19 protein-coding genes are annotated in these 18,666 nt (G+C 67.2%); 17 read left to right on the forward strand and 2 right to left on the reverse strand.

Annotated features, from left to right (window positions below):
* Nucleotides 1–102: 102 nt before the first annotated feature.
* On the reverse strand, nucleotides 103–435 hold the full coding sequence (locus QMX83_RS12885; protein WP_282297041.1) for a hypothetical protein: 333 nt from the start codon (nucleotides 433–435) through the stop codon (nucleotides 103–105).
* A 166-nt stretch (nucleotides 436–601) separates the two neighbouring features.
* Here QMX83_RS12885 and QMX83_RS12890 point away from each other — a divergent pair, with 166 nt between their 5' ends.
* The 4 genes from QMX83_RS12890 to xth all read left to right on the forward strand — a co-directional run bounded on the left by QMX83_RS12890 (nucleotide 602) and on the right by xth (nucleotide 3,471).
* Nucleotides 602–2,017, forward strand: a complete 1,416-nt coding sequence (locus QMX83_RS12890; RefSeq protein ID WP_282297042.1) for a coniferyl aldehyde dehydrogenase — start codon at nucleotides 602–604, stop codon at nucleotides 2,015–2,017.
* An 81-nt stretch (nucleotides 2,018–2,098) separates the two neighbouring features.
* Nucleotides 2,099–2,398 carry a type II toxin-antitoxin system RelB/DinJ family antitoxin gene (locus tag QMX83_RS12895; RefSeq protein WP_282297043.1) on the forward strand — a complete coding sequence of 100 codons (300 nt, stop codon included), beginning with the start codon at nucleotides 2,099–2,101 and terminating at the stop codon, nucleotides 2,396–2,398.
* Complete coding sequence (locus tag QMX83_RS12900; protein WP_282297044.1) at nucleotides 2,385–2,669, forward strand: type II toxin-antitoxin system RelE/ParE family toxin; 285 nt, start codon at nucleotides 2,385–2,387, stop codon at nucleotides 2,667–2,669. Before QMX83_RS12895 ends, QMX83_RS12900 begins: the two co-directional genes overlap by 14 nt.
* Before the next feature lie 34 nt (nucleotides 2,670–2,703).
* On the forward strand, nucleotides 2,704–3,471 hold the full coding sequence (xth, locus tag QMX83_RS12905; RefSeq protein ID WP_282297045.1) for an exodeoxyribonuclease III: 768 nt from the start codon (nucleotides 2,704–2,706) through the stop codon (nucleotides 3,469–3,471).
* Nucleotides 3,472–3,531: 60 nt separating this feature from the next.
* Here the strand turns inward: xth and QMX83_RS12910 are convergent, their stop codons facing one another.
* Nucleotides 3,532–3,783, reverse strand: coding sequence for a GlsB/YeaQ/YmgE family stress response membrane protein (locus QMX83_RS12910; protein WP_108754901.1), 252 nt, complete (start codon nucleotides 3,781–3,783; stop codon nucleotides 3,532–3,534).
* Between the two features lie 90 nt (nucleotides 3,784–3,873).
* Here QMX83_RS12910 and QMX83_RS12915 point away from each other — a divergent pair, with 90 nt between their 5' ends.
* The 13 genes from QMX83_RS12915 (at nucleotide 3,874) to QMX83_RS12975 (ending at nucleotide 18,579) form a co-directional block, all read left to right on the forward strand.
* The gene (locus QMX83_RS12915) at nucleotides 3,874–4,473 is read left to right on the forward strand and encodes a 4'-phosphopantetheinyl transferase superfamily protein (RefSeq protein WP_282297046.1); all 600 of its coding nucleotides are present in this window, start codon (nucleotides 3,874–3,876) and stop codon (nucleotides 4,471–4,473) included.
* A gap of 40 nt (nucleotides 4,474–4,513) precedes the next feature.
* On the forward strand, nucleotides 4,514–5,152 hold the full coding sequence (gene rsmG, locus QMX83_RS12920; protein WP_282297047.1) for a 16S rRNA (guanine(527)-N(7))-methyltransferase RsmG: 639 nt from the start codon (nucleotides 4,514–4,516) through the stop codon (nucleotides 5,150–5,152).
* 109 nt (nucleotides 5,153–5,261) lie between these two features.
* Nucleotides 5,262–6,059, forward strand: a complete 798-nt coding sequence (locus tag QMX83_RS12925; protein WP_282297048.1) for a ParA family protein — start codon at nucleotides 5,262–5,264, stop codon at nucleotides 6,057–6,059.
* The gene (locus QMX83_RS12930; protein WP_282297049.1) at nucleotides 6,059–6,985 is read left to right on the forward strand and encodes a ParB/RepB/Spo0J family partition protein; all 927 of its coding nucleotides are present in this window, start codon (nucleotides 6,059–6,061) and stop codon (nucleotides 6,983–6,985) included. Before QMX83_RS12925 ends, QMX83_RS12930 begins: the two co-directional genes overlap by 1 nt.
* A gap of 8 nt (nucleotides 6,986–6,993) precedes the next feature.
* A complete protein-coding gene (locus QMX83_RS12935; protein ID WP_282297050.1) occupies nucleotides 6,994–7,959 on the forward strand; it encodes an SDR family NAD(P)-dependent oxidoreductase in 966 nt (321 codons plus the stop codon).
* An 87-nt stretch (nucleotides 7,960–8,046) separates the two neighbouring features.
* The gene (locus tag QMX83_RS12940) at nucleotides 8,047–8,769 is read left to right on the forward strand and encodes a glycosyltransferase family 2 protein (RefSeq protein WP_282297051.1); all 723 of its coding nucleotides are present in this window, start codon (nucleotides 8,047–8,049) and stop codon (nucleotides 8,767–8,769) included.
* Nucleotides 8,769–9,110: a lipid-A-disaccharide synthase N-terminal domain-containing protein gene (locus QMX83_RS12945; RefSeq protein WP_282297052.1), complete on the forward strand. Its 342-nt coding sequence runs from the start codon at nucleotides 8,769–8,771 to the stop codon at nucleotides 9,108–9,110. The genes QMX83_RS12940 and QMX83_RS12945 overlap by 1 nt, the downstream gene beginning before the upstream one ends.
* A 109-nt stretch (nucleotides 9,111–9,219) precedes the next feature.
* Nucleotides 9,220–10,995, forward strand: a complete 1,776-nt coding sequence (locus tag QMX83_RS12950) for a DUF885 family protein (RefSeq protein ID WP_282297053.1) — start codon at nucleotides 9,220–9,222, stop codon at nucleotides 10,993–10,995.
* A 130-nt stretch (nucleotides 10,996–11,125) separates the two neighbouring features.
* Entirely contained in the window at nucleotides 11,126–12,580 is a 1,455-nt protein-coding gene (locus QMX83_RS12955; protein WP_282297054.1) for a membrane-targeted effector domain-containing toxin, read from the forward strand.
* A 56-nt stretch (nucleotides 12,581–12,636) separates the two neighbouring features.
* Nucleotides 12,637–13,020, forward strand: a complete 384-nt coding sequence (locus QMX83_RS12960) for a DUF2946 family protein (protein ID WP_282297055.1) — start codon at nucleotides 12,637–12,639, stop codon at nucleotides 13,018–13,020.
* 54 nt (nucleotides 13,021–13,074) lie between these two features.
* Nucleotides 13,075–14,418 (forward strand): TolC family protein, encoded by a 1,344-nt coding sequence (locus tag QMX83_RS12965; protein ID WP_282297056.1) that lies wholly within the window; start codon nucleotides 13,075–13,077, stop codon nucleotides 14,416–14,418.
* The gene (locus QMX83_RS12970) at nucleotides 14,415–15,407 is read left to right on the forward strand and encodes an efflux RND transporter periplasmic adaptor subunit (protein ID WP_282297057.1); all 993 of its coding nucleotides are present in this window, start codon (nucleotides 14,415–14,417) and stop codon (nucleotides 15,405–15,407) included. Before QMX83_RS12965 ends, QMX83_RS12970 begins: the two co-directional genes overlap by 4 nt.
* A gap of 10 nt (nucleotides 15,408–15,417) precedes the next feature.
* The gene (locus tag QMX83_RS12975) at nucleotides 15,418–18,579 is read left to right on the forward strand and encodes a CusA/CzcA family heavy metal efflux RND transporter (RefSeq protein WP_282297058.1); all 3,162 of its coding nucleotides are present in this window, start codon (nucleotides 15,418–15,420) and stop codon (nucleotides 18,577–18,579) included.
* The last annotated feature ends 87 nt before the right edge of the window (nucleotides 18,580–18,666 follow it).

Raw genomic sequence — 18,666 nt, forward strand, 5'->3', positions numbered from 1 at the left:
ACGCAGGGCGTGGCTCTACGCTGGCTCCAGACCGTAGAGCCACGCCCTGCGTGGCTTCGCGGACGCTGACGCGCGCAACGCGCTCAAGGCGCGCCTGCCGGCTTAGTTCCAGATCACGATGCTTCCGTCGGGTCCGTTCAGTTGCATAGCCTCTGGTCCGGAGTAGCCGTTGTCACTCATATCGATGGTTATGAGTCCGCCGCCACGAAACTTCAGGCTGAGAGTGGATTCGTCCTGCACATAGTCGTCGAACACCAATCGAAGTAAGGTGCCATCTGATGGCTCAATCACCTCCATCCCGCTGAGTGTGACCGCGTTATAGATGTGCAGCGACCAACCGTCTTCGGTCTCGACGCTGATTTGATCCTCAGAGCGCCGAACGGTCACGGCCTTGGACATCAAATTATTGAGGGTATTGATTTCGCCTGTGCTCATTCTCTGACCCCATCGCCTATTAGAAGTCATGCTCGCTCCTTCACCGGCTGGTCAGTGGAGTGTCGCCGCTCAGGCGACACCCGGCCAGATGGGCGCTTCCGGACCGTAGAGCCACGCCCTGCGTGGCTTCGCGGACCCTGACGCGCGCATTGATATATTCCCGCACATGACCGACGCCATGACCTCACCCGACGCGCTCCCCGCCCTAGTCGCCACACTGCGCCAGGCCTGGCAGGCCAACCGTCCGTCACTGGACCAGCGCCGCGATGACCTGCAACGCCTGCGCAGCGCGCTCAAGGCACGCCTGCCGGAAATGGCCGAAGCCATCGCCGCCGACTTCGGCCACCGTTCGCACCATGAATCGCTGATCGCCGACGGCATGACCGTGCTCGGTGAGATCGACCATCTGCTCAAGCACCTGCGTGCCTACGCAAAGCCGCGCCGGGTCGGCGTCGGCTGGCGCTTCTGGCCGGCAAAGGCGCAGCTGCGTCCGGTACCGCTGGGCGTGATCGGGGTGATCTCGCCCTGGAACTACCCGGTGAATCTCGCCCTGATTCCGTTGGCCACCGCGATTGCCGCCGGCAATCACGTGCTGCTCAAGCCATCCGAGCACAGCCCACGCACCAGTGCCTTCCTGCAGTCACTCCTGGCCGACGTATTCCCAAGCGACCGCGTGGCAGTGGTGCAGGGCGGCGCCGCGCTGGCCGCGGCCGTGGCTGGGGCGGCACTCGACCATCTGGTGTTCACCGGCTCCACGGCGGTCGGCCGCAAGGTGATGGCGGCCGCCGCGCCGAACCTGACCCCGCTGACGCTGGAGCTGGGCGGCAAGTCGCCGGCCATCGTCTGCAGCGATTACGCGCTGGACAAGGCCGCCGCACGGCTGGCCACCGGCAAGTGGTTCAACGCCGGCCAGACCTGCATCGCCCCGGATTACGTGCTGATCGACAGCCGCCGTCAGCGCGAACTCGTGCAGCAGCTGCAGACCCAGGTGCAGGCGCGCTATGGCGATTTCCGTGATCCGTCTGACTACACCCGCATCATCAATGAAGGCCAGTACCAGCGACTGCAGGGCTATCTGGCGCAGGCGCGCGAACGCGGCGTGCCGGTGCTGGAACTGGCCCACATCGACCGCGACCGCGCCGACCGCGAACGGCTGATCCCCCCCACGGTGGTGCTCGACCCGCCCGCCGACCTGGATCTGATGCGCGAGGAGATCTTCGGTCCGATCCTGCCGGTCTGCGCGTATCCGGATCTGGATGCAGCCATTGCCGACATCCAGACCCGTGATCGCCCGCTGGCTTTGTACGTGTTCAGCGAGCGGCGCGAGCCGGTCGAGCAGGTGCTCGGCCAGGTGGTAGCCGGCGGCGTCACCGTCAACGACACCCTGCTGCACTTCGCCATCAACGGCCTGCCATTCGGCGGGGTAGGGCCCAGTGGCATGGGGGCCTATCACGGCCGCGCCGGCTTCGACGCCATGAGCAAGCTGCTGCCGATCCTCTACCAGTCGCGCTGGGCCGCCAGCGACCGGCTGAAGCCGCCGTATTCAAAGATCGCAGGGCTGCTGAAGCTGCTGGTGCGCTAAACCGGATGCGTCCCCGGGAGCTGCTTGACTGTATCTCATTTGAGATACAGTCTATGCCCTTCATCCCCCAGGACGACGACGATGGCTGCCCAGACCTCCATGCTGCACATTCGAGTGGACGAGAAGCTGAAAGCAGATGCGACTGAGATGCTGGCCAACGTCGGTCTGACCGTCTCGGATGCCGTGCGGATTTTACTCACCCGCATCATCAAGGAAGGCGGGCTGCCCGCCGGACTCACTGCAGACCCGGAGGCCCATGACAAATGGTTCCGGGCCAAGGTTCAGGAGGCATTGGCCGATCCCCGGCCGGCGTCGCCGCACCAGCAGGTAATCAACGAAGCGCAGGCAGTCATCGACAGGAAGCGACGTGCACGAACTTGAATGGTCGCAAGCGGCGCGTGGGGACCTGTTGGAGATTGTCAGTTACATCGCCGAGGACAATCCCGACGCGGCGCAGTGGCTGATGAATGACATCAACTCCGCTGCGATGAGGCTACAGGAGTTTCCGAAGATGCACCGGGCCGGACGGGTCGACGGCACACGGGAGGTGGTGGTCCGCTCAAACTACATCGTCGTCTACGCCGAGGACGAGGCGACCGTACGAATTCTCCGAGTGCTTCACGCCGCCCGGCAGTGGCCGCCAGACCGGTAGCGCCGCCGCGGATCAGGGCCGCTACAATGCCCCCATGAAAATCGCCTCCTGGAACGTCAATTCGCTCAACGTGCGCCTGCCGCACCTGGAACAGTGGCTCACTGCCTTCGCCCCGGATGTTGTCGGCATCCAGGAAACCAAGATGGAAGACCACAAGTTCCCCGACGCGGTACTGGCCGGGCTGGGCTACCGCAGCGTGTTTGCCGGGCAGAAGACCTACAACGGCGTGGCGCTGCTGTCGCGCGAACCGGCGCAGGACGTGCAGATCGGCATTCCCGGCTTTGAGGACGAGCAGAAGCGCGCCATTGCCGGCACGGTCAACGGTGTGCGCATCATCAACCTGTACGTGGTCAACGGGCAGGACATCGGCACCGACAAGTACGAGTACAAGCTGCGCTGGCTGGAGGCCGTGCACGGATGGGTCGCCGATGAACTGAAGAAGTACCCGGAACTGATCGTGATGGGCGACTTCAACATCGCCCCGGAAGGCCGCGACACTCACGACCCGCTGGTGTGGAACGAGAACCACATTCTCACTTCCACCGCCGAGCGCGGTGCGCTGCACAAGCTGCAGCAGCTGGGCCTGCACGATGCCTTCCGCCTGCACAATGACGAGGACGGGGTATTCAGCTGGTGGGACTACCGCGCGGCTGGCTTCCGTCGCAACCTGGGCCTGCGCATCGACCTGAATCTGGTTTCTGATGCGTTGAAGGCGCGCACCGTGGCCGCTGGCATTGATCGCGAACCGCGCACCTGGGACCGGCCGAGTGACCACGCGCCGGCGTGGGTGGAACTGGGCTAAGGGTAGGTAACGACCGTTGGTCGTTACCTACAGGTCAACGTAACGACCAACGGGCGTTACCTACCGGATGCTCTTCCTGGTGAAGAGATTCACTATCGCCAGCAGAATCACCGCGCCGATCAGCGAGAACAGGAACGTGCGAATGGTGATCGCCTCGTTGATGCCACCGCCAAACAGCCAGCCGGCGATCAACGCGCCGACAATACCGACCACGATGTTGAGGATGATGCCCTGCTGTGCATCGCGGCGCATGATGATGCTGGCCAGCCAGCCCACCACGCCACCTACGATCAGCCAGATGATGATGCCCATGATCTTGACTCCCGGTTTGTCGGTGCGACGGCGCAAGTTGACGGCAGATGCCGTGAAGTTGCCGTGCAATCGCCCCCACAACGCATTCGCATGAGCCTGCCGGCCACCCTCGAAGGACCCTGGCGCTTCGGCCCGGTCACGGTCTGGCGGCTGCCCCATGCCCACGGCACCCGCGGCGAGCCGCAGGCGCGGCGGTTGCTGGCCGAACATCTGGGCGGCCAGCCCGACGACCTGCCGCTGGTGCGCGACGAACGTGGCCGGCCCGAGCTCGACGGCCACCTGGCCCATCTCGGCACCGGCTGGAGCCACAGCCATGGCCTGCTGCTGGTGGCGCTGGGCGAGGGCGTCCGCCTCGGCGTGGACCTGGAACCGCTGCGGCCGCGGCCGCGCATGCGCGAGATCACCGAACGCTTCTTCCACCCGACCGAGGTCGAGTGGCTGCTCGGCCTGGACGACGCCGGCCTGAACCACTGGTTCTTCCGGGTCTGGTGCGCCAAGGAGGCGCTGCTCAAGGCACAGGGGCAGGGCATCTCGTTCGGGCTGCACCGGCTGCAGCTGGCTCCAGCGACCGATGGAGCCCTGCATCTGGCCTGGTGCGATCCGGAACTGGGGCCGGCCAGCCGCTGGCACCTGCACGAATGGCAGGCCGCTCCCGACTTTCGCGCTGCGCTCGCCTGGTACGTGCGCTGAGCGCGGCCGGCACCCGGGCAATCCCTGCGATAATGCCGGCATGACCGCACACACCCTTCCCCCCGGCGTGGCCGACGCGCTCGAGCGCGGCCTGGCCGCGATGCAGCTCGATGCCGCCCTGGCCGCGCCGCTGCTGCAGTACCTGACCCTGCTCGACCGCTGGAACAAGACCTACAACCTGACCGCGATCCGCGACCCGCTGGAGATGGTCACCCGTCATCTGCTCGACTCGCTGGCGATGCAGCCGCATCTGGAGTCCGGCACCCTGGCCGACCTCGGCACCGGTCCCGGGTTGCCCGGGATTCCGCTGGCCATTGCCCGCCCGCAGCTGCAGGTCACCCTGGTCGAAAGCAACGGCAAGAAGGCGCGCTTCATGCGCGAAGCCGTGCGCCAGCTCGGCCTGACCAACGCCCGGGTGGCCGAGTCACGCGCCGAGGCGCTGGACGAACCGGGTGCGTATGACAATCTCACCGCCCGCGCCATGGACACCCTGGCCGGCATCATCGAGGTCGGTGGACACCTGCTGCGCCCGGGTGGCCGTCTGCTGGCCATGAAGGGCGTTTACCCGCATGACGAGATCGCCCAGCTGCCGTCCGGCTGGACCGTGGAAACCGTGCTGCCACTGCATGTGCCGGGCCTGACCGGTGAGCGTCACCTGGTCGTGGTGGCCGGCCCGTGAGCCGCCGTCGGGCGGGTCGCAAGGCCCTTCCGGCGCATCTCACAGTGCATGACACGCCCCTTATACGCATAATGACCAGTCCCACTCCCTGCCGATGAGGCTCACCTGCATGGCCCGCATCATCGCCATCGCCAACCAGAAAGGTGGCGTCGGCAAGACCACGACCGCCGTCAATCTGGCCGCTGCCCTGGCTGCTGCGCCCAAGCGCGTGCTGCTGGTCGACCTCGATTCGCAGGGCAACGCGACCATGGGCAGTGGCGTGGACAAGCGCGAAGTCGTCGCCTCCACCTGCGACCTGCTGCTGGGTGAAGCCACCGCCGAACAGGTACGGGTGACCGCGCCGGAAGGCTACGACCTGCTGCCGGGCAACATCGACCTGACCGCCGCCGAGATCCAGCTGATGGACCAGGGCGAGCGCGAGCAGCGCCTCAAGCGTGCGCTGGCCCCGATTGCCGACCAGTACGACTTCATCCTGATCGACTGCCCGCCGGCGCTGTCGCTGCTGACCCTGAACGCCTTGGCTGCCGCGCACTCGGTGATCGTGCCGATGCAGTGCGAGTACTACGCGCTGGAAGGTCTGAGCGCGCTGGTCGAAACCATCGAAGCGCTGCGTGCCAGCCTCAATCCCACGCTGGAAATCGAAGGCGTGCTGCGCACCATGTTCGACGTGCGCAACAACCTCGCCAACGCGGTCTCGGCCGAGCTCACCGAGCACTTCGGCGACCGTGTGTTCCGCACCATCGTGCCGCGCAACGTGCGCCTGGCCGAAGCGCCCAGCCATGGGCAGAGCATCGTCGGCTACGACCGCGCCTCGCGCGGCGGCGTGGCCTACCTCGGGTTGGCCGGCGAGATCATCCGCCGCAACCACCAACGCAACACGGCCGGCACGGCCATGGAGACCGTCTGATGACCAGCAAGCCCGCCCTCGGCAAGAAACGCGGCCTCGGCCGTGGCCTCGACGCCCTGCTCGGGCCCAAGGGCGCGGTCACCCAGGTGCAGCAGGCCACCGCCGTGGTCGAACCGCTGCCGGGTGAGGTGCTGCGCAAGCTGCCGGTGAAGCAGCTGCAGCCGGGCAAGTACCAGCCGCGCCGCGAGATGGACCCGACCAAGCTGGATGAGCTGGCCGAGTCGATCAAGGCACAGGGCGTGATCCAGCCGATCCTGGTGCGCCAGCTGGCTGCTGACAGCTATGAGATCGTGGCCGGCGAACGCCGCTGGCGCGCCTCGCAGCTGGCCGGGCTGGACGAAGTGCCGGTGGTGGTGCGCGAGCTGGAAGACCGCACCGTCATCGCGATGGCGCTGATCGAGAACATCCAGCGCGAAGACCTCAACCCGCTCGAAGAGGCCGAAGCACTGCAGCGGCTGATCTCCGAATTCACCCTCACCCATGCCGAAGCCGCGCAGGCAGTGGGCCGTTCGCGTGCGGCGGTGTCCAACCTGCTGCGCCTGCTGGAGCTGCCGGTCGCCATCCGGGTGCTGCTGGAAAGCCGCCGCCTGGAAATGGGCCATGCCCGCGCGTTGCTGACCTTGGCTCCGGAACTGGCCAGCAAGCTGGCGCAGGAAGCAGCTGACCAGGGCTGGTCGGTGCGTGAGGTGGAACACCGCGCCCAGCAGTTCGCGGCCGGCAAGGTACCCAGCGCGCTGCGCAAGAAGCCCAGCGCTGGTGCGCCGCAGGCCGACATCGCCTCGCTGGAAACCGAGCTGTCCGAATCGCTGGGTGCCCGCGTGGCGATCAACCACGGTCGCGGCGGCAAGGGCAAACTGATCATCCACTACACCGACCTGGACACCCTGGACGGCGTGCTGGAAAAGCTGCGCGCCCGCAAGGGTTGACTGATCGCATGACCATTCTCGTCACCGGTGCCGCTGGCTTCATTGGGGCCAACACCTGCCGCGCCCTGGTTGAACGGGGCGAAGACGTGGTCGGCCTCGACAACTACAACGACTACTACGACCCGCAGATCAAGCGTGACCGCGTGGCCGCGCTGTGCCCGGACGTGGACATCCGCGCGCTGGACCTGACCGACCGTGAGGGTCTGGCCGCGCTGTTCGACGAGGTGCAGCCCACCGCCGTGATCCACCTCGCCGCCCAGGCCGGCGTGCGTTATTCGTTGCAGAATCCCCACGCCTACGTGGACAGCAACCTGGCGGGCTTCGTCAACATGCTCGAGCTGTGCCGACATCGTGGCGTGCAGCACCTGGTGTATGCCTCCAGCAGCTCGGTCTATGGCGACTCGGCCACCCCGCCGTTCTCCGAAGACCAGCGCATCGACCGTCCGCGCTCGCTGTATGCCGCCACCAAGGCCGCCAATGAGCTGATGGCCTACACGTATGCCCAGCTGTACGGTCTGCGTGCCACCGGCCTGCGCTTCTTCACCGTGTATGGCCCCTGGGGTCGACCGGACATGGCCCCGCTGCTGTTCTCGCGCGCGGTGCTGGCCGGCCGGCCGATCGAGGTGTTCAACGAAGGAAAGATGCAGCGCGATTTCACACATGTTTCCGACATCGTGAGCGGTATCCTCGGCGCGCTGGCGCATCCGTCCAGCGAGGACGTGCCGCACCGTGTATTCAACCTCGGCAACCACACCCCGATCGAGCTGGAGCAGTTCATCGGCATCATCGAGACCGCCGCCGGACGCACGGCGCACAAGGTCTACAAGCCGATGCAGCCCGGCGACATGGTCCGCACCATGGCCGACACCCGTCGCGCCCATGACGCTTTTGGCTATGAACCGGCCACGCCCATCGAGCGCGGGTTGCCGCCCGTGGTCGCGTGGTGCCGGGACTATTTCGGCGACCGCGCCTGATCCCCTTCCGGGTATTCATCTTCGGATAACCTCGGCTGCGGAGAATGCCCGGACTTTCAACGTCCTGCCCTTCCGCAGAGCCCGATCATGAGCGAACCCCTGCTGTCGGTCGTCGTCCCGGTCTTCAATGAACGTGACAACGTCCAGCCCCTGATCGACGAGATCACCGCCGCCCTGCGCGGTCGTGTGGCGTTCGAGATCGTCTACGTGGATGACCATTCGCGCGACGACACCCTGGCCGTGCTCACCGCTCTAAAAGCCACCACGCCGGAACTGCGCGTGCTGCACCACGTGACCCAGAGCGGCCAGAGCACAGCGGTTCGCACGGGGGTCAAGGCGGCACGCGCGCCGTGGATCGCCACCCTGGACGGCGACGGCCAGAACGACCCCGCCGACATTCCGCGCCTGCTGGCGGCGCGCGACGGTGCGCAACCCACGGTCAAGCTGTTCGCGGGCTGGCGCGTCCACCGTCAGGACAGCGGCAGCAAGCGCTGGGCCAGCAAATGGGCCAACGCCATCCGGGCGCGCATGCTGCGCGACGACACCCCGGACACCGGCTGCGGCATCAAGCTGTTTGATCGCGGTGCCTTTCTCGACCTGCCGTATTTCGACCACATGCACCGCTACCTGCCCGCGCTGATGCAGCGTGCCGGCTGGCAGACGGTGAGCGTGCCGGTCAATCATCGCCATCGAACCGCCGGGGTGTCCAAGTACAACAACCTGGGCCGCGCGCTGGTCGGCATTCGTGACCTGCGTGGGGTCGCCTGGCTGATCACCCGCAGCCGGCGCACCGCCGTGGAAGAACGCTGATGGAACTGCACTGGCTGGACCAACCCATCACCTGGCTGTTCTGGACCGGCTTGCATGTCACCGGCTGGAAGCTCATCGGATACACCGGTGCGTTGATGTTCGGCGGGCGCTGGCTGGTCCAGTTCATCGCCTCGCGCCGCGCCGGCAAGCCGGTGATCCCGCGGCTGTTCTGGTACATGAGCGTGGTCGGCAGCCTGATGACCCTGAGCTACTTCCTGTTCTCGGCCAAGCAGGACTCGGTCGGGGTGCTGCAGAACCTGTTCCCGGCCTTCACCGCCCTCTACAGCCTGCACCTGGACATCAAGCATCGCGGCTGGAAGCGCGACCGCGCAGAGCATTAGACCGTCAGCCGGGCAGGGCCCGGCGCTGCGTGTCTAGGACGTTCGATACATGTCCTCCTGAATCCGGGGTGCCATGATCGGGGTTCGCCTTCCCCGGGAACCCGTCTGCGTGAATACCCGTCTGTCTGTTGCCCTGCTGCTCGCCCTGTCCCTGCCGGTCGCCGCCTGCGCCGCACCCCCCGCGGCCATTGCCGCCCCCGCCAGTGTTGCCGCCGAATCGCCTGCCGATGCCGCTTTCCGCGCCATCTATGAGAAGGAATGGGCCTGGCGCCAGGCCGGCGGGGGTGAAGCCAGCGAAGACGCCGACGGTCCGGCCAACGCCACCCGCATGCCGGATGTCGGGGCCGCCGCCCAGCAGGCCCGCCTGAAGGTCTGGGATGACGTGCTGGCGCAGCTGGCCAAGGTCGACGTCAAGGCGCTGTCGCCCGCCAACCAGGTCAACTATGCGATCTACCGTGACCAGGTCTTCAACCTGGCCGCCGAAGTACGCCTGCGCGGCTACGAAATGCCGTTCAATTCGGATTCCTCGTTCTGGTCCAGCCTGTCGTTCATGGCGCGCCGGGAGATGAAGACCGCCAAGGACTACCGCAACTACATCGCCCGTCTGAATGACGTGCCGCGCTATTTCGACCAGCAGACCGACAACATGCGTGCTGGCCTGAAGCGCGGCTTCAGCGTGCCGCGTGCCGTGCTCGACGGCCGCGAAGTGGCCATCAGCACCGTCGCCGACCTCAAGGACCCGACCCAGTCGCCGCTGTACGCACCGTTCAAGAAGCTGCCGGCCAGCATTCCCGCGGCCGAGCAGGCGCAGCTGCAGGCGCAGGCGCGCCAGGCCATCAGCAACAGCGTGGTGCCGGCCTTCGGCAAGCTGCGTACGTTCTTCCTGGGCGAATACGTGCCGCAGGCGCGCACCACCCTGGCCGCCGAAGCCATGCCGGACGGCAAAGCCTACTACCAGCAGCAGATCCACGAATACACCACGCTGGACCTCACCCCGCAGCAGATCCACGAGATCGGGCTGAAGGAAGTGGCGCGCATCCAGGCCGAGATGAACACCATCATCAAGCAGGTGGAGTTCAAGGGCAGCTTCGCGGAGTTCCTCACCTTCCTGCGCACCGACCCGCAGTTCTACGCCAAGACCCCGGACGAGCTGCTGCACCGCGCCGCCTGGATCTCCAAGCGCGTGGACGGCGTGATCGGCAAGTACATGACCCTGCCGCGCGCGCGCTTCACCATCGTGCCGGTGCCGCCGGACATCGCGCCGTTCTGGACCGCCGGTCGCGGCGGCATGGGCACCTACTGGGTGAACACCTACAACCTGCCGGCGCGCCCGCTGTACAACCTGCCCGCACTGACCCTGCACGAGTCCGATCCCGGCCATGCGCTGCAGGGCGCGCTGGCAGCCGAGCAGGGCGAGCAGCCCGAGTTCCGCCGCACCGCCTACATCTCCGCCTATGGCGAAGGCTGGGGCCTGTACAGCGAAAAGCTGGGCGTGGAGATGGGCATCTATGAAACGCCGTATGAAGACTTCGGCCGGCTGACCTACGAAATGTGGCGTGCCGCGCGTCTGGTCATCGACACCGGCGTCCATCACAAGGGGTGGACCCGCGAGCAGGCCATTGCCTACCTGCGTGACCACACCGCGCTGAGCGAGCATGAAGTCACCACCGAAGTGGACCGCTACATCTCCTGGCCGGGCCAGGCGCTGAGCTACAAGCTGGGTGAGATCGCCATCGTGCGCCTGCGCGCCCAGGCGGAGAAGGAGCTGGGAGACCGATTCGACGTCAAGGCCTTCCACGACGCCGTGCTCAAGCAGGGTTCGGTGCCGTTGCCGGTGCTGGAGCAGCAGATCCAGGCGTTCATCGCCGAGCGTCGCGCACCGTGATGTCGGCAATGGCTTCGGAATCGATGGATTCCATCGATTCCGGAATGCACGTCCCAGTCTGACCCATGCAGATCACTACCGTGGATGGCGCGCGATCATTACCGACGCGCGCCACCACGGGAGTGTGAACATGCTGGATGCGCTGAATGCGCTGCGACAACGTATGCGGGTGTCCACCCCGCGCGACGTGCTGCCCGAACTGCGCCGGCCAGAAGGCCAGCCGCATCTGCAGGACGTCCGCAATGGCGTCATGCCTGCGGCTGCCGGCACGGTCACGGCACCGCCGGACCCACTGGCCGCGTATCTGATTCCGGCCAGGGAAGCCCGAACATTGCAGGCGATGCTGCGCGAATCGCGGCGCGCGCTCGACCCGGACTACCTGCTCAGGGGCGAGCAGCCGGAACGGAACGCCCAGGCGCTGTTCTACCGAACACGAACGGCGCTGATGGCCGCGGTGCGCGCGATGCCGGTGGCCGCACCAGCAGACGGCATCACCACGCCGACGCTGGACGGATGCCAGGATCAGGCGGCGATCCTGCGCCGCCTGCTCACCGCTGGCCCGGGCTTGATCGTGGCCGACGCCAACGTAGGCCGCGCCGGCAAGCAGTTGCTGATCCAGAACATGGCGGTACTGCGCGCGCTGGGCGTCGATACGCTCTATCTGGACCAGTTGCAGTGCGACCTGCACCAGGCCTACCTCAACACCCTGCACCGCACCGGTACGCAGCCCGAAGCACTGCAGCACTTCATGCGCGGGATCGACGCCGCCCACATGACCGATGCACAGGGCGGCCATACCTATGCGGCGGTGCTGGACGCGGCCAGTCGCACCGGCCTGCGGGTGGTGGCGCTTGATCAGATGACCAGCTATCACCTCAAGGGTGCCGCTGATGAACTGGATGGACCCTACGAAACCGCCGCCGACCTGCGTGCACGGGTCTTCAGCCATGTCGCCGCGCAGCGCATCACGCACGACCAGCGCGGGAGAGAGCACCTGCCCGGTGTACGACGCTGGGTGGCGCTGCTCAGCAATGGTTGCGCCGGCAGCACCAACGGCATTGCCGGGGTGGGACCGCGCCTGGGTATCGCGACGCTGCGGGTGGAAGACGCCGATCCCGCGGAAAACAACTCGCTGCGCGCCGGCTTCGACCCAGGCCGGTCGGTACCGCCCGGGCCATTGGTCAACAGCGGAGAAATGCAGTGCGACTATCTGCTCAAGGTGCCGATGCCGGGCACGTGCAGACTGCACAGCACGCCTGAACCGTGCAGCGCCGGGCAGGCGCAGGCGGCCCACCAGCGGCGCGCCGCCATTGCCGGGTGCAGAGCCGATCTGTCGCGCACGGGAACCTATCGGCTGCTTCAACTCGACAGCGGTGAGCAGCTGCTGGTGCATCGGTCCGCCGCGCGCGGACTGGTTGCGCACCGCATTGTGCCCACTGAGGCGGGTGGGCTGCGTCTGCAGCCGACGGGTGAGGCCGATTCCGACAGCCGCTCAACGCCGTCGCGTGAGTTCCGTGATCTCCATGATCTACGCCAAAGCCTTGCCGGCCGCATGGAAGAAGTTCCGCGGTACACACCGGCATGAACCAACGCCGGCGCTGCGATTGTGTAACGGCAGCGCCGGCCGTTACCCTGCCGCCCATGCTGTCCCGCCTGCGCCACCGCTGCCCGCTGCCGCTCCGCCTGCTGATGCTGGTGGTGATGCTGCTCGGCACCGCCGGTGGCGCGCTGGCGTCGGCGCTGGGTGACCTGCACGCGCTGTCGCACGCAGATCATCCTGCCGTGTCAGATCCGGCCTCCGGGCAGGAACACGACGACGGCCATGACGACGAGGATGCCGGTGGCCGCCTGCTGCACGCACTCGTGCATTGCGGTCACTGCCACGGTCAGGGCGGCATGCTCGCCTTTGCACCCCCCAGCTGGCAGTTGCCGCGGGTCCCGGTGCACGGCGTTCCCACCGGCCTGGATGATGCGCTGCGTACGCAGCCGCCGGAAAATCTGCTGCGCCCCCCGATAGCCGGTTGATGCCACGCGGCCCCTGCCGCGCCTGCTCACCCTCACTGCTATCTGGAGATTCCCATGTGGACACACGCGGTCGCTTTTGCGGCCTTGGTGTTCGTGCCGTGCGCGTTTGCGCAGGGCACGACGCCGGTCACCCCTGTTGAACGCAGCGCTGAACGCCCGGTTCCCGGCACGCTGACTCCCGTACTGACCCTGGACGACGCCATCGCCCGCGTCGCCCGCCAACATCCGGACCTGCGTCTGGTCGACGCACAACGACCGGTCCTGGAAGCACGCCGCGACGCCGCCAGCCTGACGCCACCGCTGATGTTGGGTGTGGATCTGGAAAATGCGCTCGGTACCGGAGCCGCGCGCGGTTTCAACGCCGCTGAACTCACCGTCACCCTCGCCGGTGTGCTTGAGCGCGGTGGCAAGCTGGACGCCCGCCGCACACTGGCGCAGGCCAATCTGGATGCGCTGGCTCCGCAGCGCGAGATCGCCCGGCTGGACCTGATGGCTGAAGTGGCGCGCCGCTATCTGGCCGTGACGCAGTCCGCGCAGCAACTGGAGATTGCCCGCACCGACATCGAACAGCGACGGCGCGCCGTCGCTGCCGCAGGCCTGCGCCTGAAGGCCGGTGCCTCGCCGGCATCGGTGCTGCTCACCGCGCAGGCGCAGCTGGCCCAGGCCGAGCTGGATCGTGATCGCGCGCTGCAGATGCAGCAGTCCGCGCAGATCGCGCTGGCCGCGTTGTGGCAGCAGCGCAGCCCGGATTTCCAGCGTGTCAGCGGTGACCCGCTGCAGCTGCCTGCGCTGCAGGACCTCAGTGTGTTGGCCGACCTGCTGCAGGGCACCCCGGAACTGGCGGTGCTGGCCGGTGAGGGCCGCATCCGTGATGCCCAGTTGCAGCTGGTACGGACCCAGGCCCGACCGGACTTCAACTGGCAGGTCGGCATACGCAACAGCCGCGACAGCCGCGACACCGCGCTGGTCGCCGGCTTCAGCGTGCCGCTGGGAAGCGTGCGCCGCGCCGCGCCGGAGATCCGCGCCGCCGAAGCCGAGCGCGCGCTGACCGGCATTGAACGCCAGGCGCGCGAACTGCAGCTGTACGCCACCCTCGCCGAAGCACACGGCCGCTACCAGACCGCACGTCTGGAGGTCACGCGGCTGTCGCGCGACGTGCTGCCGCAGTTGCAGCGGGCGGAAAAGGCCGCTGAAACCGCGTGGCGGGCGGGTGCGATCAGCTACATGGAATGGGCCCAGCTGCAGGCGCTGCGCATCGAGGCGCGGCAACGCCAGCTCGACGCCGCCATTGCCGCGCAGACCGGCTTGATCGAAATCCAGCGCCTGACCGGTCAGACCCTGCTGGTCAGCGACGCCACGCCCACGACTGTTGCCGTGTCCACGGAGGACCGCCCATGACCGCTTCCCTCTCCCGCACCGTTCTCGCTGCAGCCGTACTGCTGGCGGTGTTCGCGCTCAGTGGGTGCAGCAAAGACACCCCGCCCGCCAGCAGCACCGACACCGAAGCCGACCACGATCACGGTCCGACCGAAGACGCCGATCACGGCGACGGCCACGACGACGAAGGTCCGCAGCGCACCACCATTCCTGCCGCAATGGCCGAACAAGCGGGCATCCGCGTCGCCCCGGTCGCCGCCGGCACCATCGCCGACGAACACGACGTGCAGGGGCTGCTCACCCCCGTCGATGGCCGTGTCGCACAGGTGATGGCGCGCTTCCCGGGACCGATCCGCAGCCTGCGCGCCAATGTCGGCGACACCGTCAGCACCGGGCAGGTGCTGGCCAGCATCGAGAGCAATCTCAGCCTGTCCACCTATACCGTCAGCGCGCCGATCAGCGGCGTGGTGCTGGCCCGCCAGGCACAGGTCGGCGGCGTCGCAGGCGAGGGCACGCCGTTGTTCGAGATCGGCGACCTGTCCACGCTGTGGGTCGACCTGCACATCTTCGGCAACGACACCCAGCACATCACCGCTGGCGTGCCGGTCACCGTCTCACGCATGACCGACGGCGTCAGCCAGACCACCACGCTGGAACGTGTGCTGCCCGGCACCGCCACCGCCAGCCAGAGCACCGTCGCCCGCGCCTCGCTGCGCAACGACGACGGCCTGTGGCGTCCGGGTGCGGCAGTCAAGGCACGCATTGTCGTCGCCACCACCGCAGCGGCCCAGGTCGTGCCACTGACCGCCGTGCAGACCCTGGAAGGCAAGGACGTGGTGTTCGTGCGCACCGGCGACACCTACACCGCACGCCCGGTCACGCTGGGTGCGCGTGACGCGCAGAACGCCGAGGTCACCGATGGCCTGAGCGTCGGCGAAGACGTGGTGATCGAACAGAGCTACGTGATCAAGGCCGACATCGGCAAGGCGGGGGCCGCGCATGAGCACTGAGCGTCCGCCCCTGCTTGAACGCATCATCGGCGCGTCCATCGCCCATCGCTGGCTGATGATGACGCTGACCCTGGCGCTGGTCGCGGTGGGCATCTGGAGCTTCACCAAGCTGCCCATCGATGCCACCCCCGACATCACCAACGTGCAGGTGCAGATCAACACCGCAGCACCGGGCTACTCGCCGCTGGAAGCCGAACAGCGCATCACCTACGCCGTGGAAACGGTAATGGCCGGCCTGCCGCGCATGTCCCAGGTGCGCTCGCTGTCGCGCTACGGCCTGTCGCAGGTCACCGTGGTGTTTGAAGACGGCACGGACATCTACTTTGCCCGGCAGCAGGTCGCCGAGCGCCTGCAGCAGGTCAAATCGCAGATTCCGGTTGGATTGGATCCGCAGCTGGGGCCGATCGCCACCGGACTCGGTGAGATCTTCATGTACACCATCGACGCCGATCCCAAGGCGCTCAAACCCGATGGCACGCCGTATACCGCCACCGATCTGCGCACCCTGCAGGACTGGGTGATCCGCCCGCAGCTGCGCAACGTGCCCGGCGTGACCGAGGTCAACACCATCGGCGGCTTCCAGCGGCAGGTGCACATCACGCCGGACCCGGCGCGCCTGCGCGCGCTGGGCTTCACCCTGGAGGATGTCGCCCAGGCGGTGGAAACCAACAACCAGAATGTCGGAGCCGGCTACATCGAGCGCAACGGCCAGCAGTTCCTGGTGCGTATCCCCGGCCAGGTCGCCAATCTGGAGGAGATCGGCAACATCGTGCTGGCACGGCGCGAGGGTGTGCCGATTCACGTGCATGACGTGGCCGAGGTCAAGGACGGGCCGGAGCTGCGCAGCGGTGCGGCGACCCAGAACGGGCATGAAGTGGTGATGGGCACGGTGGTCATGCTGATCGGCGCGAACAGCCGTGACGTCGCCCAGGCCGCGGCCGCGCGCCTGCAGCAGGCCCAGCGCAGCCTGCCCGAAGGCGTTACCGTCACCGCCAGCTACGACCGCACCGCGCTCGTCGACCGCACCATCCAGACCGTGGCCAAGAACCTGGTCGAAGGTGCGCTGCTGGTCATCGTGGTGTTGTTCGCGCTGCTCGGCAACTTCCGCGCGGCGCTGATCACCGCTGCGGTGATTCCGCTGGCGATGCTGTTCACCCTCACCGGGATGGCCCGGGGTGGGGTGTCGGCCAACCTGATGAGCCTGGGGGCCTTGGACTTCGGCCTGATCGTCGATGGTGCGGTGATCATCATCGAGAACTGCCTGCGTCGCTTCGGCGAACGCCAGCACGCGCTCGGCCGCGACATGACCCTGGCCGAGCGTTTCGCCGAAACCGCCAGTGCCACCGCAGAGGTGATTCGCCCCAGTCTGTTCGGGCTGGGCATCATCACCGCTGTGTACCTGCCGATCTTCGCGCTCAGCGGAGTCGAAGGAAAGATGTTCCACCCGATGGCGATCACCGTGGTGCTGGCGCTCACCGGTGCGATGGTGCTGGCGCTGACCTTCGTGCCGGCGGCGATCGCGTTGTTCCTCGGCGGCCGCGTGCAGGAGAAGGAAAACCGCCTGATGGCCTGGGTGCGCACCCGTTACGCACCCGCGCTCGACTTCGCTCTGCGTCGCGGTCGCTGGATTGTGGGCGGTGCGCTGGTGCTGGTGGTGGGCTGTGGCCTGCTCACCACGCGCTTGGGCAGCGAGTTCGTGCCGAACCTGGACGAAGGCGATGTGGCCATGCACGCCATGCGCATTCCCGGCACCAGCCTGACCCAGTCGGTGGAGATGCAGAAGCTCATCGAGAACCGCCTGGTGCAGTTCCCGGAAGTGAGCAAGGTGTTCTCCAAGATCGGCACGCCGGAGGTCGCCTCCGACCCGATGCCGCCTTCGGTGGCCGACACCTTCATCATGATGAAGCCCCGCAAGGAGTGGCCCGATCCGCGCAAGCCGCGCGCCACCCTGCTGGCCGAGCTCGAGAAAGCCGTGGAGCAGCTGCCCGGCAACAACTACGAGTTCACCCAGCCGATCCAGATGCGCACCAACGAACTCATCTCCGGTGTCCGTGCGGACGTGGCGGTGATGGTGTTCGGCGATGACCTGGACACGTTGCTGTCGGTCGGCAGACGCATTGCCAGCGTGGCCAGCAAGGTACCCGGCGCGGCCGACGTCCGTGTGGAAGAAACCAGCGGCCTTCCGCTGCTCACCGTCACGCCCGACCGCACGGCGCTGGCCGGTTACGGGCTGAACCCTGGGCAGGTGCAGTCCACCGTTGCCACCGCCGTCGGTGGGCAGGTGGCCGGGCAGTTGTTCGAGGGTGACCGACGTTTCGACATCGTGGTGCGACTGCCCGAGGCGCTGCGCCAGGATCCGGCTGCACTCGCCGACCTGCCGGTGTCGCTGGAGCCGGCACTGGCCGGCGGCGATGCCGACGAGTCCAGCCGCACTGGCAACTGGACCAGCGGCAGCGCCCGCACCGTGCCGCTGCGCGAGCTGGCGACCCTGGCCAACAGCGAAGGCCCGAACCAGATCAACCGCGAAAACGGCAAGCGCCGCATTGTGGTCACCGCCAATGTGCGCGACCGCGACCTGGGCAGTTTCGTCGGCGAGCTGCAGCAGGCCATCAACCAGAACGTGCAGGTACCCAACGGCTACTGGGTGGAGTACGGCGGCAGCTTCGAGCAGCTGATCTCCGCCAGCCAACGCCTGGCCATCGTGGTGCCGGTGACGCTGTTGTTGATCTTCGCGATGTTGTTCTGGGCGTTCGGATCGCTCAAGGACGCCGCCATCGTGTTCAGTGGCGTACCGTTGGCGCTCACTGGCGGCGTGCTCGCGCTGGCCGCGCGTGGCATTCCGCTGTCGATCTCCGCCGGTGTCGGCTTCATCGCGCTCTCCGGCGTGGCCGTGCTCAATGGCCTGGTGATGATCAGCTTCGTCCGCAGCCTGCGTGACAACGGCCTGGGCCTGGACGACGCCGTACGCGAAGGCGCGCTCGGCCGCCTGCGCCCGGTGCTGATGACCGCCCTGGTGGCCTCGCTGGGCTTCGTGCCGATGGCCTTCAACGTCGGGGCCGGCTCGGAGGTTCAGCGCCCACTGGCGACGGTGGTCATCGGCGGCATCGTGTCGTCCACGCTGCTCACCCTGCTGGTCCTGCCCGTCCTCTACCGGTGGCTACACCGCCGGTAGGTCACGACCGTGGGTCGTGCCCCTCGTGGTGGGGGGGGGGCGCCCCCGCCCCCCCGCCGCGCCCAACTACAACCGTCACTGAAAAAA

The organism is Stenotrophomonas sp. PS02289, assembly GCF_029960115.1.
In the GTDB taxonomy this organism is placed as follows: Bacteria; Pseudomonadota; Gammaproteobacteria; order Xanthomonadales; family Xanthomonadaceae; genus Stenotrophomonas.

Coding starts and splice junctions, on each gene's coding strand:
- QMX83_RS12885 (WP_282297041.1), bottom strand. CDS start 435: ATGAGCACAGGCGAAATCAATACCCTCAATAATTTGATGTCCAAGGCC.
- QMX83_RS12890 (WP_282297042.1), top strand. CDS start 602: ATGACCGACGCCATGACCTCACCCGACGCGCTCCCCGCCCTAGTCGCC.
- QMX83_RS12895 (WP_282297043.1), top strand. CDS start 2,099: ATGGCTGCCCAGACCTCCATGCTGCACATTCGAGTGGACGAGAAGCTG.
- xth (WP_282297045.1), top strand. CDS start 2,704: ATGAAAATCGCCTCCTGGAACGTCAATTCGCTCAACGTGCGCCTGCCG.
- QMX83_RS12910 (WP_108754901.1), bottom strand. CDS start 3,783: ATGGGCATCATCATCTGGCTGATCGTAGGTGGCGTGGTGGGCTGGCTG.
- QMX83_RS12915 (WP_282297046.1), top strand. CDS start 3,874: ATGAGCCTGCCGGCCACCCTCGAAGGACCCTGGCGCTTCGGCCCGGTC.
- rsmG (WP_282297047.1), top strand. CDS start 4,514: ATGACCGCACACACCCTTCCCCCCGGCGTGGCCGACGCGCTCGAGCGC.
- QMX83_RS12925 (WP_282297048.1), top strand. CDS start 5,262: ATGGCCCGCATCATCGCCATCGCCAACCAGAAAGGTGGCGTCGGCAAG.
- QMX83_RS12930 (WP_282297049.1), top strand. CDS start 6,059: ATGACCAGCAAGCCCGCCCTCGGCAAGAAACGCGGCCTCGGCCGTGGC.
- QMX83_RS12935 (WP_282297050.1), top strand. CDS start 6,994: ATGACCATTCTCGTCACCGGTGCCGCTGGCTTCATTGGGGCCAACACC.
- QMX83_RS12940 (WP_282297051.1), top strand. CDS start 8,047: ATGAGCGAACCCCTGCTGTCGGTCGTCGTCCCGGTCTTCAATGAACGT.
- QMX83_RS12945 (WP_282297052.1), top strand. CDS start 8,769: ATGGAACTGCACTGGCTGGACCAACCCATCACCTGGCTGTTCTGGACC.
- QMX83_RS12955 (WP_282297054.1), top strand. CDS start 11,126: ATGCTGGATGCGCTGAATGCGCTGCGACAACGTATGCGGGTGTCCACC.
- QMX83_RS12960 (WP_282297055.1), top strand. CDS start 12,637: ATGCTGTCCCGCCTGCGCCACCGCTGCCCGCTGCCGCTCCGCCTGCTG.
- QMX83_RS12965 (WP_282297056.1), top strand. CDS start 13,075: ATGTGGACACACGCGGTCGCTTTTGCGGCCTTGGTGTTCGTGCCGTGC.
- QMX83_RS12970 (WP_282297057.1), top strand. CDS start 14,415: ATGACCGCTTCCCTCTCCCGCACCGTTCTCGCTGCAGCCGTACTGCTG.